Below are 12,403 nucleotides of genomic sequence, written 5' to 3' on the forward strand. Positions count from 1 at the left end.
GCCATGCTGAGCATGGCTTCCCCTCGAGAGAGAGTATGAATGATGAATGAGAAAATACCTGGCACTCGCTGGCTGCGCATCATTGCGCCTGTTCTCATCGCGTGCATTATTTCGTTTATGGACCGGGTTAATATCAGCTTCGCGCTGCCCGGCGGCATGGAGTCCGACCTGGGTATTACCAGCCAGATGGCGGGGGTCGCGAGCGGGATATTCTTTATTGGCTATCTCTTTTTGCAAATACCGGGCGGGCGCATTGCGGTTCACGGCAGCGGTAAGCGTTTTATCGCCTGGTCGCTGCTGGCGTGGGCGATTGTCTCGATTGCTACCGGTTTTGTGACTCACGAATACCAGTTACTGGCGCTGCGTTTTATCCTCGGCGTGTCCGAGGGCGGCATGCTGCCGGTGGTGTTGACGATGGTCAGTAACTGGTTCCCGGAAAAAGAGATTGGCCGTGCGAACGCCTTTGTAATGATGTTTGCCCCGCTGGGCGGCATGCTCACCGCGCCGGTCTCCGGGGCGATTATCTCGGCGCTCGATTGGCGTTGGCTGTTTATCATTGAAGGGCTGCTGTCGCTGGTGGTGCTGACCGTATGGTGGCTGATGATTAGCGACCGCCCGGAGGAGGCGCGCTGGCTGCCGGAGCGTGAGCGTGAGTATCTGATAACCGCGCTGACCGCCGAGCGAGAGGCTCGACGTTCAGAAGCGCCGGTCAGCAACGCGCCGGTGCGGGAAGTGTTCCGCAACTCGGGGCTGATGAAGCTGGTACTGCTCAACTTCTTCTACCAGACCGGGGATTACGGCTACACGCTGTGGCTGCCGACGATCCTCAAGAACCTGACCGGCGCCAATATGGCGAGCGTGGGCGTGCTGGCCATCCTGCCATTTATCGCCACGCTTGCCGGGATCTACATTATCTCCCTGTTCAGCGACCGCAGCGGGAAGCGGCGTTTGTGGGTTCGCTTCTCGCTCTACGGTTTTGCCGCCGCGCTGCTGGCTTCGGTGGTGCTGCGCGACCATGTGGTGGCGGCCTATATCGCGCTGGTGGTGTGTGGCTTCTTCCTGAAAGCGGCGACCAGCCCGTTCTGGTCAATTCCGGGGCGTATTGCCATGCCGGAAGTGGCGGGCAGCGCACGTGGTGTGATCAACGGCCTGGGTAACCTGGGCGGCTTCTGCGGGCCGTATCTGGTCGGGGTGATGATCTACTTCTATGGCCAGAACGTGGCGGTGTGCGCGCTGGCGGGCTCGTTGATTATCGCCGGGACCCTCACCTTCTTCCTGCCAAAACAGTGCGACCTGACCGCATCATCTGACGAACCGCCTGTGGCGGATAAACCAGCCAACCAACCTTCCTGACCCTGCCGGGGCGTGGTTCTCACGCCCCCCAATTCCTGCTGTTGTGTGATCTGATCCTGTAAGTGTCATCATTAACTGTCTAAACTCAGGAATAAAATAATGAAGTAAGACAGGCGAATTATGATTCTTATTATTTATGCGCATCCTTATCCGCATCACTCGCATGCGAATAAGCGGATGCTTGAGCAGGTAAGGACGCTCGACGGCGTTGAAGTCCGTTCTCTCTATCACCTCTATCCCGATTTTAATATCGACGTTGCCGCCGAACAGGAGGCGCTCTCCCGCGCCGATCTGGTCATTCTGCAGCACCCGATGCAGTGGTACAGCACGCCGCCGCTGCTGAAGCTGTGGCTAGACAAAGTGCTGGCGCACGGTTGGGCCTACGGTCACGGCGGCACGGCGCTGCACGGCAAAAGCGTGATGTGGGCGGTCACCACCGGCGGCGGCGAAAGCCACTTTGATATTGGATCACATCCAGGCTTTGACGTGCTGGGACAGCCGCTGGAGGCCACCGCGGTGTACTGCGGCATGAAATGGTTGCCGCCGTTTGCCGTCCACTGCACGTTTATCTGCGACGAAGAGACGCTGCAGGCGCAGGCGCGACACTACAAACAACGGTTACTGGCCTGGCAGGAGGAGCACAACAATGGATAGCCATACGCTAATACAGGCGCTGATTTATCTCGGTTCGGCGGCGCTGATTGTGCCCATCGCCGTCCGTCTGGGGCTGGGCTCGGTGCTCGGCTACCTGATTGCTGGCTGTATTATCGGCCCCTGGGGGCTGCGGCTGGTGACCGACGCCGAGTCTATTCTGCACTTTGCCGAAATCGGCGTGGTACTGATGCTGTTCGTGATTGGCCTTGAGCTGGACCCGCAGCGTCTCTGGAAACTCCGCGCCTCGGTGTTTGGCGGTGGTCTCTTGCAGATGGTGCTGTGCGGCGCGTTAATTGGCGTCTTCTGTATCTTCCTTGGCCTGCGCTGGCAGGTGGCGGAGCTTATCGGCATGACGCTGGCGCTGTCGTCTACCGCGATTGCCATGCAGGCGATGAATGAACGCAACCTGACGGTGACGCAGGTGGGGCGTAGCGCCTTTGCGGTGCTGCTGTTCCAGGATATTGCAGCCATTCCTCTGGTAGCGATGATCCCACTGCTGGCGAGCAGCGGCGGTTCCACCACGCTCGGCGCCTTTGCGTTCTCGGCGCTGAAGGTGGCCGGGGCGCTGGCGCTGGTGGTGATGCTGGGGCGCTATGTTACGCGACCGCTGTTACGCTTCGTGGCGCGCTCCGGTCTGCGCGAAGTATTCAGCGCCGTGGCCCTGTTCCTGGTCTTTGGCTTTGGCTTACTGCTGGAAGAGGTCGGGCTATCGATGGCGATGGGCGCATTCCTCGCCGGGGTGCTGCTGGCGAGCTCCGAGTACCGTCACGCGCTGGAGAGCGATATCGAGCCGTTTAAAGGGCTGCTGTTGGGGCTGTTCTTTATCGGCGTCGGGATGTCCATCGACTTTGGTACGCTGATTCATAACCCGCTGCGCATTATTACGCTGCTGGTCGGCTTCCTGGTGATTAAGTCCGTTCTGCTGTGGCTGATTGCCAAACCGCTTCAGGTGCCGCGCTCGCAGCGCCTGTGGTTCGCGGCGCTGCTGGGGCAGGGGAGTGAGTTTGCCTTCGTGGTGTTTGGTGCCGCACAGATGGCCAACGTGCTGGATCCAGAATGGGCGAAGGCGCTGACGCTGGCGGTGGCCCTGTCAATGGCGGCGACGCCAATTCTGCTGGTGCTGCTAACCCGTCTGGAAAAACGCAACAGCGCGGGCGATGCGCGCGAAGCGGATGAAATCGATGAGGAACAGCCACGGGTGATTATCGCTGGCTTCGGGCGTTTCGGGCAGATTACCGGCCGCTTATTGCTATCGAGCGGGGTGAAAATGGTAGTCCTCGATCACGACCCGGATCACGTCGATACGCTGCGTAAATTCGATATGAAAGTCTTTTACGGCGATGCAACGCGAGCCGATCTGCTGGAGTCGGCAGGCGCGGCGAAGGCCGAGGTGCTGATTAACGCCATTGACGATCCGCAGGCGAGCCTTGAGCTAACCGAGGTGGCAAAAGAGCACTTCCCGAATCTGACGATTATTGCACGCGCCCGCGACGTTGAGCACTACATCAAGCTGCGTCAGGCCGGGGTAGACGCACCGGAGCGTGAAACCTTTGAGGGGGCGCTGAAGTCGGGTCGTCAGGCGCTGGAGTCACTGGGGCTTGGCGCCTATGAGGCGCGCGAGCGTGCCGACCTGTTCCGTCGCTTTAACACGCAGCTGATGGAAGAGATGGTGGAGATGGCGGAAAACGATGACACTTCGCGGGCAGCGGCGTTTAAACGTACCAGCGCCATGCTCACCGAGATTATCAACGAAGATCGCAACCACCTGTCGGTGATTCAGCGCCACGGCTGGCAGGGAACGGAAGAGGGAAAACATAGCGGTAATCCAGAAGACGAGCCGGAAGTAAAGCCGACGCTCTGATGCCGTATTAGGTGTAATGCTGGCTGTCCACTTAACCTACCGTGGACTTGCCAGCAAAACGAAAAATTTTCTTCTTCTTTACCTGGCTGCCAGTCGACGAAAGATTAAGCTTTCCGTATAGTGGCGACAATTTTTTTTCGTATCTGGGACACACTCAATGATCAGTCTGATTGCTGCACTAGCGGTAGATCGCGTTATCGGTATGGAAAACGCCATGCCCTGGGACCTGCCAGCCGATCTGGCCTGGTTTAAACGTAATACCTTAAACAAACCGGTGGTGATGGGCCGCCTGACCTGGGAGTCCATTGGCCGCCCGTTGCCGGGCCGTAAGAACATCGTCATCAGCAGCCAACCGGGCACTGACGATCGCGTACAGTGGGTGAAATCGGTCGATGAAGCGATCGCTGCCTGCGGCGACGTAGACGAGATTATGGTGATTGGCGGTGGCCGCGTATACGAGCAGTTCCTGCCGAAAGCGCAGAAGCTGTATCTGACGCACATTGATGCCGAAGTGGAAGGCGACACCCATTTCCCGGATTACGACCCAGACCAGTGGGAGTCGGTGTTCAGCGAGTTCCATGATGCGGATGAGCAGAACTCTCATAGCTACTGCTTTGAGGTGCTCGAGCGTCGTTAAGACCGAGCCTTTCCCGGCGGCGCTTCGCTTGGCCGGGCTACCAAAGCAAAAAAACGCCGGGTGAGAACCCGGCGTTTTTATTTTTCTATGGGGATGCACCGAACTACGACGCCACCGCCTCGCTCTCGCCAGGCGCTAGCTTACGGTTCGACGGTTGTACAAAGTACTGTTTATCTTCCCAGCGCAGGCAGGTTAAATCTCCGCCCCAGCAGCAGCCGGTATCCAGCGCGTAAATCCCTTCCGGCGTACCTTTACCTTCCAGCGATGCCCAGTGACCAAAGGCCACGCTGTACTCATCGGTAATCGGCCCTGGCAGCATAAACCACGGCTTCAGCGGCGCAGGCACGTTCTCCGGCGACTCTTTGCTGTACATATCCAGCTGGCCGTTCGGGAAGCAGTAGCGCATGCGGGTAAAGGCATTGGTGATAAAGCGCAGGCGCGCCAGACCGGAGAGATCCAGCGACCAGTTGTTGGGCATATCGCCGTACATGGCATCGAGGAAGAACGGATAGGAGTCGCTTGAGAGCACCGCTTCAACGTCGCGCGCGCACTGTTTAGCGGTTTCCATATCCCACTGCGGTGTAATACCCGCGTGCGCCATCACCAGCTTTTTCTCTTCATCGACCTGCATCAACGGCTGACGACGCAGCCAGTTGAGCAACTCGTCGGCATCCGGCGCTTCCAGCAGCGGGTTCAGGCGATCCTTCGGCTTGTTGCGGCTGATGCCGGCAAATACGGCCAGCAAGTGCAGATCGTGATTACCGAGTACCACTTTTACGCAGTCGCCCAGCGATTTTACGTAGCGCAGCACTTCCAGCGAACCGGGGCCGCGAGCAACCAGGTCACCTGTCAGCCATAGGGTATCGACGTCCGGGGTGAACGCCACCTGCTCGAGCAGAGCAATTAACTCGTCAAAGCAACCGTGAACGTCGCCAATAAGGTATGTAGCCATGTTTTAATGAATCAGCGTGGGAACAAAGAGACGGAAAACGGGAATGTCGATGGAGAACGGCACGCCGTCTACATCGACCATATCGTAGTGACCCTGCATGGTGCCGAGCGGAGTTTCCAGCACGGCGCCGCTGGTATATTGATATTCTTCACCGGGCTCGATGTGCGGCTGCACGCCGACAACACCTTCGCCCTGAACTTCAGTTTCACGGCCGTGGCCGTTAGTAATCAGCCAGTAACGGCCGAGAAGCTGTACCGCGCTTCGCCCGAGATTGCGAATGGTCACCGTATAAGCAAAAACGTAACGCTCTTCTTCCGGCTGGGAGTGCGTCTCAATGTAGACGCTCTGTACCTGGACGCAAACTCGCGGCGAATCGATCATGGTTTAGCTCTCCTTCGAGGGCGCATTCTCTGACAGATAGTTGGCCATCCGGCAGTACTGCGCAACAGAGATATTTTCCGCGCGCATGGCCGGGTCTACACCCAGCTCCGTCAACAGCTCAACGCTGAACAGATTGCCCAGACTGTTGCGGATAGTTTTACGACGCTGGTTAAAGGCTTCGGTCGTAATACGGCTCAGAACGCGGACATCTTTTACCGGGTACGGTTTAGTGCTATGTGGCACCAGGCGTACGACGGCGGAATCCACTTTTGGCGGTGGCGTGAACGCGGTTGGCGGCACTTCAAGTACCGGGATCACGTTGCAGTAGTATTGCGCCATGACGGTCAGACGACCATAGGCTTTACTATTTGGACCGGCAACCAGACGGTTAACCACCTCTTTTTGCAGCATGAAGTGCATGTCTGCAATAGCGTTAGTATAGCTAAACAGGTGGAACATCAGCGGCGTGGAGATGTTGTACGGCAGGTTACCGAACACGCGCAGCGGTTGGCCGAGCTTCTCAGACAGCTCGCCAAAGTTCATGGTCATGGCATCCTGCTGATAAATAGTCAGCTTCGGCCCCAGGAACGGGTGCGTTTGCAGACGCGCGGCTAAGTCGCGGTCCAGTTCGATAACGGTCATTTCGTCAAGACGTTCGCCAACCGGCTCGGTCAGCGCGGCAAGACCCGGGCCGATTTCAACCATGGCCTGGCCTTTTTGCGGGTTAATGGCCGCAACAATACTGTCGATCACGAATTGATCGTTGAGAAAGTTTTGCCCGAAGCGTTTACGGGCTAAGTGGCCCTGATGGACTCGATTATTCATTAGAGTTAACAATCATTTTGATGGCGAGATTAAGCGCCGTAATAAAACTGCCGACATCCGCTTTCCCCTGGCCTGCCAGTTCAAGGGCGGTACCATGGTCAACGGAGGTGCGAATAAAGGGTAGACCGAGCGTAATGTTCACGCCGCGACCAAATCCCTGGTATTTTAGCACGGGTAGGCCCTGATCGTGGTACATTGCGAGCACCGCATCGGCATGGTCCAGATACTTTGGTTGGAAAAGGGTATCGGCAGGCAGCGGCCCGCTTAGATTCATCCCCTTTGCCCGCATCTCTTCCAGCACCGGAATAATGGTGTCTATCTCTTCCGTACCCATATGTCCGCCTTCGCCCGCGTGCGGGTTCAGGCCGCAGACCAGCACGTGCGGTTCGGCAAGACCAAACTTGTTCTGCAGGTCATCGTGCAGGATGGTAATCACTTCCCGCAGCAGGTCCGGCGTGATGGCATCGCTCACCGCTTTCAGCGGCAGGTGGGTAGTCGCCAGCGCCACGCGCAGCTCCTCGGTTGCCAGCATCATCACCACTTTCGGTGCGCCAGCACGCTCTTCGAAGAACTCGGTGTGCCCGGTAAAGGCGACGCCAGCATCGTTAATAATGCCTTTATGCACCGGCCCGGTGACCAGCGCGGCAAACTCACCGCTCAGGCAACCGTCGCAGGCGCGCGCCAGCGTCTCAACGACGTAGCCCCCGTTCGCGACGTTCAGCGTTCCTGGAATGACCTCGGCATGCAGTGCCACGGGCAGCAGCGTGAGCGTGCCAGCGCGCTGTGGTGCAGCCGGTTTTTCGGGGGAGTAGGGCAGTAGCGTGAGGGGAAGGCCGAGAAGCGTAGCCCGCTCGGTGAGCAGGCGGCCATCAGCGCAAACGACCAGTTCGAGCGGCCAGTCGCGCTGGGCCAGTTGGATCGCGAGATCCGGACCAATCCCGGCGGGTTCGCCGGGAGTGATAACGACACGAGCGTGTTGCGTCATTAGTTGCTCAGAATTTTAACGTAGGCGCTTGCGCGCTGTTCCTGCATCCAGGTCGCGGCTTCTTCAGAGAACTTACGGTTCATCAGCATGCGGTAAGCACGATCTTTCTGCGCCGCGTCGGTACGGTCAACGTTACGCGTATCGAGCAGCTGAATCAGGTGCCAGCCGAAGGAAGAGTGAACCGGGCCGCTCATCTGGCCTTTGTTCAGCTTCATCAGCGCATCGCGGAATGATGGATCGTAGATATCCGGCGTTGCCCAACCTAAATCACCGCCCTGGTTAGCAGAGCCTGGATCCTGAGACAGCTCTTTAGCCGCTTTCTCAAAGGTGGTTTTGCCGCTGCGGATATCCGCTGCAACCTGCTCCAGCTTCGCACGTGCCTGGTCGTCGGTCATAATTGGCGACGGCTTCAGCAGGATGTGGCGAGCGTGGGTTTCGGTGACATTGATATTCTGCGTCTGGCCGCGCATATCGTTGATTTTCAGAATGTGGAAGCCCACACCGGAACGAATTGGACCGACGACATCGCCTTTTTTCGCCGTGCTCAGCGCCTGGGCGAAGATAGCCGGCAGTTCCTGAATACGACCCCAGCCCATCTGGCCGCCTTTCAGCGCCTGCTGGTCGGCAGAGTAGGTGATCGCAAGCTTACCGAAGTCGGCGCCGTTGCGAGCCTGCTCAACGATAGATTCGGCCTGGCTCTGCGCTTCATTGACCTGATCGGAGGTTGGGTTTTCCGGCAATGGAACCAGGATGTGGCTGAGGTTCAGCTCGGTGCTGGCATCGTTCTGGTTGCCAATCTGGCTTGCCAGCGCGTCCACTTCCTGCGGCAACACGGTGATGCGGCGACGCACTTCGTTGTTACGCACTTCGGAGATCAGCATCTCTTTGCGGATCTGGTTACGATAGGTGTTGTAGTTCATCCCATCGTAGGCCAGACGGCTGCGCATCTGATCCATCGTCATGTTGTTCTGCTTCGCGATGTTGGCGATCGCCTGATCGAGCTGCTCGTCAGAGATCTTCACGCCCATTTTCTGCCCCATCTGCAGGATAATCTGATCCATGATCAGACGTTCCAGGATCTGGTGGCGAAGGGTCGCATCGTCCGGCAGCTGCTGACCCGCCTGGCCGGAGTTCATTTTGACGGACTGCATCAGACCATCAACATCGCTTTCAAGGACAACGCCGTTGTTCACGACGGCTGCTACTTTATCGACAACCTGCGGGGCAGCGAAGCTGGTATTCGCAACTAAGGCGATACCGAGAAGCAGCGTTTTCCAGTTCTTCATACTTTTTCCATTTCAATTAACCGCAATGCGGATGATGTGTCTAACCAGTGATATTACAGAGAGCTCTGGTACGGCATGATGTTGGAACGCAGCATCTGCTGGGTACCCAGACCGTAGTTGGAGCTCAGACCACGCAGCTCAATGTTGAAGCCGATGGAGTTGTCATATTTGGCCTGCCCGCCAGTCTTGCTGTTGCTGTCGTAGTCCCAGCCGTTGAGCTTACGCTCGTAGCCTACGCGGATAGCGTAGCAGCAGGAGTTGTACTGCACGCCCAGCATCTGGTCGGCGGCGCTACCGGTGTTGGTGTCATAGTAGTAAGCACCGACAACGGACCAGCGATCGACGATTGGCCAGCTTGCCGTGGCGCCTACCTGCGAAATGCCTTCACGATACTGATCGTTGGTGGAGTAACTCGTCGGCAGCGTTGCCTGAATATATTCCGGGCTGGCATAACGGTAAGTCAACTGCACCAAACGCTCTTCGTCCCGACGCCATTCAATGGCTGTACTGCTGGTGGAGATGTTGTTCAGACGCGTATCGTACTGAACGCCGCTGCGTAAGCCCCACTGGTCGCTGATGCGCCAGTAGGTATCACCTGCCCAAACCAGCGAGCCCGTTTTGTCGTTTTTCTCCCAGTTAATGTTGTCATCACCGGTACGGGACTCGGTGAAATAGTAGATTTGACCAACAGAAACGTTAAAACGTTCAACGGCAGCGTCATCATAAATACGCGATGTGACGCCGGTCGTTAACTGGTTTGCGGAGGCGATGCGGTCAAGGCCGCTGTAGGTACGGTCGCGGAACAGGCTAGAGTAGTCGGACTGCAGGAAAGTGGAGTCGTAGTTGTTAATTTTGCTCTGATCGCGGTACGGCACGTACAGATACTGCATACGTGGTTCCAGCGTCTGGGTATAGCCCGGACTCAGCGCCACATCTCGTTCAAACACCATCTTACCGTCAACTTTCAGCTGCGGCAGGGTGCGGTTGACCGAGCTGGCCAGCGTGTTCGCGTTGCTCGAGTCGTTGTTGTAGTTGTCGATATTGCTCTGGTTGTAGTGCGTGGCCAGCAGCTTCGCTTCGGTATTGAGGCTACCCCAACGGTTACCCAGCGGCAGATTGACGGTCGGCTCCAGGTGAACACGCGTTGCTTCCGGCATGGTGCTGTTGGTGTTGGTGAACTTCACCGCCTGCGCGTAGAGATGGGTATCAAACGGACCGACGTCGTTCTGGTAGGCGTTGATATCCAGCTGCGGCTCTGCCGAATAGGAGTTGCTGTTGCTGCGGTCGAAGACCTGGAACTGTTTCGTTGATACGGTGGCATCGAAGTTTTGCACCGCATAACCGACGCTCAGCTTTTGCGTGGCGTAGCCGTCGGTACTTGAACCGTATTTCGAGTCAAAGTCGTTAAAGTAGTCCGGATCGCTGACTTTGGTGTAGTCGACGTTGAAGCGCCATACCTGATCCATCACCCCGGCGTGCTGCCAGTAGAATAGCCAGCGGCGGCTATTCTCATCGTTAGGGTGTTCACTGGAGTAGACGCTGTCTGAAGGCAGATAGTCGAGCTCAAACAGGCCCTGACCGGCATCGGTCAGATAGCGGAATTCGTTTTCCCACATGACGCCGCTACGCTTGTCCATATAGTGCGGCGTGATGGTCGCATCCATGTTTGGCGCGATGTTCCAGTAATACGGCAGCGAGAACTCAAAGTGGTTCGTACTGCCGTATTTCGCGTTCGGTATCAGGAAGCCGGAGCGACGTTTGTCACCGACCGGAAGCTGCAGATACGGGCTGTAGAAGACCGGAACCGGGCCAATTTTGAAGCGGGCGTTCCAGATCTCCGCGACCTGCTCTTCGCGGTCGTGGATCACTTCGCTACCCACCACGCTCCAGGTGTTTGAACCAGGGAGACAGGAGGTAAAGGTACCGTTTTCCAGAATGGTATAGCGGTTTTCGCCGCGCTGTTTCATGACATCTGCGGTACCGCGGCCCTGACGGCCGACCATCTGGTAGTCACCTTTCCAGACGTTAGTATCTTTGGTATTCAGGTTTGACCAGGCTTTCGGCCCTTTAAGAATAACCTGATTATCATCGTAGTGAACGTTGCCGAGTGCATCGACGGTACGAACCGGTGTAGGCTGCCCATCAGGCTGCTTTTGATGAAGCTGAACTTCATCGGCCTGCAAACGGCTATTTCCCTGATTAATATCGACGTTGCCGGTAAACACGGCGTTGTCCGGGTAGTTACCGTTCGCGTGATCGGCGGTGATGGTCACCGGCTGGTCGTTAGGTTTACCACTCACTAACGGGCGATCGTAACTGGGTACGCCAAGCATACATTGAGATGCGAGATCGGCAGCCATTCCCTGCTGACTGTACAAGGCGCTGGCGATCATAGTCGCGAGGAGAGTGGGAATACGTTTTTTCATACGTTGTATTTGTTGTTCCGTCATCTATAGCATTGCGGCTTGCAAACGGTCAGAGACTAACGTACTCATCGTGATGACGCTAGTTTTGTTTATCCTGCCCGTTCGTGCCAGAGGTGTTATGCACGGCATTGAATGACAGGTATGATAATGCATATTTTAGCCGCTGGCATGACGATTTGGGGAGTATATGCAGTATTGGGGAAAAGTGATTGGTGTGGCCGTCGCTCTGATGATGGGCGGAGGGTTCTGGGGTGTTGTCCTCGGGCTGCTCGTGGGCCACATGTTTGATAAGGCGCGCAGTCGTCGCATGAACTGGTTTGCCAATCAACAGCAGCGTCAGTCGCTGTTTTTTGCCACCACCTTTGAAGTGATGGGCCACCTGACCAAATCGAAAGGGCGCGTTACCGAAGCGGATATTCATGTCGCCAGCCTGTTTATGGACCGGATGAATCTGCACGGTGAATCTCGTACCGCAGCGCAGCAGGCGTTTCGCGTTGGTAAAGCCGACAACTATCCGCTGCGCGAAAAAATGCGTCAGTTCCGTAGCGTCTGCTTTGGTCGTTTTGATCTTATTCGTATGTTCCTGGAAATTCAGATCCAGGCGGCTTTTGCCGACGGTTCCCTGCACCCGAACGAACGTGACGTGCTGTACGTCATTGCCGAAGAGTTGGGGATCTCCCACGCCCAGTTCGACCAGTTCCTGCGCATGATGCAGGGCGGCGCACAGTTTGGCGGCGGCTACCATCAGCAGTCTCAGGGCGGCGGTTGGCAGCAGGCACAGCGCGGCCCAACGCTTGAAGATGCGTGCAACGTGCTGGGCGTGAAGCCGAGCGATGATGCCACCACCATCAAACGTGCCTATCGTAAGCTGATGAGCGAACATCACCCGGATAAGCTGGTGGCCAAAGGGTTACCGCCGGAGATGATGGAGATGGCCAAGCAGAAGGCGCAGGAAATTCAGAAAGCGTACGAGCTAATAAAAGAACAGAAGGGATTTAAGTAAGGTGTATGAACCCGGGGTCGCTTGCGCTCGCCCGGGCTAC

11 protein-coding genes are annotated in these 12,403 nt (G+C 57.0%); 5 read left to right on the forward strand and 6 right to left on the reverse strand.

Going from position 1 to position 12,403, the window contains the following annotated elements:
- The first annotated feature begins 42 nt into the window (after positions 1–42).
- The 4 genes from AB2B48_RS21520 to folA all read left to right on the forward strand — a co-directional run bounded on the left by AB2B48_RS21520 (position 43) and on the right by folA (position 4,505).
- Positions 43–1,353, forward strand: coding sequence for an MFS transporter (locus AB2B48_RS21520; protein WP_368301994.1), 1,311 nt, complete (start codon positions 43–45; stop codon positions 1,351–1,353).
- Between the two features lie 120 nt (positions 1,354–1,473).
- Complete coding sequence (gene kefF, locus AB2B48_RS21525) at positions 1,474–2,007, forward strand: glutathione-regulated potassium-efflux system oxidoreductase KefF (RefSeq protein WP_220440357.1); 534 nt, start codon at positions 1,474–1,476, stop codon at positions 2,005–2,007.
- Entirely contained in the window at positions 2,000–3,868 is a 1,869-nt protein-coding gene (gene kefC, locus AB2B48_RS21530; protein ID WP_368300167.1) for a glutathione-regulated potassium-efflux system protein KefC, read from the forward strand. Before kefF ends, kefC begins: the two co-directional genes overlap by 8 nt.
- Positions 3,869–4,025: 157 nt before the next feature.
- Positions 4,026–4,505, forward strand: coding sequence for a type 3 dihydrofolate reductase (folA, locus tag AB2B48_RS21535; protein WP_368300168.1), 480 nt, complete (start codon positions 4,026–4,028; stop codon positions 4,503–4,505).
- 103 nt (positions 4,506–4,608) lie between these two features.
- On the opposite strand, the gene apaH is transcribed toward folA, so the two are convergent.
- The 6 genes from apaH to lptD are packed head-to-tail and all read right to left on the reverse strand — an operon-like array spanning position 4,609 to position 11,360.
- Positions 4,609–5,457: a bis(5'-nucleosyl)-tetraphosphatase (symmetrical) ApaH gene (apaH, locus tag AB2B48_RS21540; RefSeq protein WP_185668594.1), complete on the reverse strand. Its 849-nt coding sequence runs from the start codon at positions 5,455–5,457 to the stop codon at positions 4,609–4,611.
- Between the two features lie 3 nt (positions 5,458–5,460).
- Positions 5,461–5,838 carry a Co2+/Mg2+ efflux protein ApaG gene (apaG, locus tag AB2B48_RS21545; RefSeq protein ID WP_123650718.1) on the reverse strand — a complete coding sequence of 126 codons (378 nt, stop codon included), beginning with the start codon at positions 5,836–5,838 and terminating at the stop codon, positions 5,461–5,463.
- A 3-nt stretch (positions 5,839–5,841) separates the two neighbouring features.
- Positions 5,842–6,663: a 16S rRNA (adenine(1518)-N(6)/adenine(1519)-N(6))-dimethyltransferase RsmA gene (gene rsmA, locus AB2B48_RS21550; protein WP_035895418.1), complete on the reverse strand. Its 822-nt coding sequence runs from the start codon at positions 6,661–6,663 to the stop codon at positions 5,842–5,844.
- Positions 6,656–7,648 carry a 4-hydroxythreonine-4-phosphate dehydrogenase PdxA gene (gene pdxA / locus AB2B48_RS21555; RefSeq protein WP_185668593.1) on the reverse strand — a complete coding sequence of 331 codons (993 nt, stop codon included), beginning with the start codon at positions 7,646–7,648 and terminating at the stop codon, positions 6,656–6,658. The genes rsmA and pdxA overlap by 8 nt, the downstream gene beginning before the upstream one ends.
- The gene (surA, locus tag AB2B48_RS21560) at positions 7,648–8,934 is read right to left on the reverse strand and encodes a peptidylprolyl isomerase SurA (RefSeq protein WP_185668592.1); all 1,287 of its coding nucleotides are present in this window, start codon (positions 8,932–8,934) and stop codon (positions 7,648–7,650) included. The genes pdxA and surA overlap by 1 nt, the downstream gene beginning before the upstream one ends.
- Before the next feature lie 53 nt (positions 8,935–8,987).
- Positions 8,988–11,360: an LPS assembly protein LptD gene (lptD, locus tag AB2B48_RS21565; protein ID WP_368300169.1), complete on the reverse strand. Its 2,373-nt coding sequence runs from the start codon at positions 11,358–11,360 to the stop codon at positions 8,988–8,990.
- Between the two features lie 187 nt (positions 11,361–11,547).
- Here lptD and djlA point away from each other — a divergent pair, with 187 nt between their 5' ends.
- Positions 11,548–12,363, forward strand: coding sequence for a co-chaperone DjlA (gene djlA / locus AB2B48_RS21570; protein ID WP_368300170.1), 816 nt, complete (start codon positions 11,548–11,550; stop codon positions 12,361–12,363).
- Positions 12,364–12,403: the final 40 nt, after the last annotated feature.

Origin of the sequence: Kluyvera sichuanensis (assembly GCF_040930405.1) — a bacterium.
In the GTDB taxonomy this organism is placed as follows: domain Bacteria; phylum Pseudomonadota; class Gammaproteobacteria; order Enterobacterales; family Enterobacteriaceae; genus Kluyvera; species Kluyvera sichuanensis.

Coding starts and splice junctions, on each gene's coding strand:
- AB2B48_RS21520 (WP_368301994.1), top strand. CDS start 43: ATGAATGAGAAAATACCTGGCACTCGCTGGCTGCGCATCATTGCGCCT.
- kefF (WP_220440357.1), top strand. CDS start 1,474: ATGATTCTTATTATTTATGCGCATCCTTATCCGCATCACTCGCATGCG.
- kefC (WP_368300167.1), top strand. CDS start 2,000: ATGGATAGCCATACGCTAATACAGGCGCTGATTTATCTCGGTTCGGCG.
- folA (WP_368300168.1), top strand. CDS start 4,026: ATGATCAGTCTGATTGCTGCACTAGCGGTAGATCGCGTTATCGGTATG.
- apaH (WP_185668594.1), bottom strand. CDS start 5,457: ATGGCTACATACCTTATTGGCGACGTTCACGGTTGCTTTGACGAGTTA.
- apaG (WP_123650718.1), bottom strand. CDS start 5,838: ATGATCGATTCGCCGCGAGTTTGCGTCCAGGTACAGAGCGTCTACATT.
- rsmA (WP_035895418.1), bottom strand. CDS start 6,663: ATGAATAATCGAGTCCATCAGGGCCACTTAGCCCGTAAACGCTTCGGG.
- pdxA (WP_185668593.1), bottom strand. CDS start 7,648: ATGACGCAACACGCTCGTGTCGTTATCACTCCCGGCGAACCCGCCGGG.
- surA (WP_185668592.1), bottom strand. CDS start 8,934: ATGAAGAACTGGAAAACGCTGCTTCTCGGTATCGCCTTAGTTGCGAAT.
- lptD (WP_368300169.1), bottom strand. CDS start 11,360: ATGAAAAAACGTATTCCCACTCTCCTCGCGACTATGATCGCCAGCGCC.
- djlA (WP_368300170.1), top strand. CDS start 11,548: ATGCAGTATTGGGGAAAAGTGATTGGTGTGGCCGTCGCTCTGATGATG.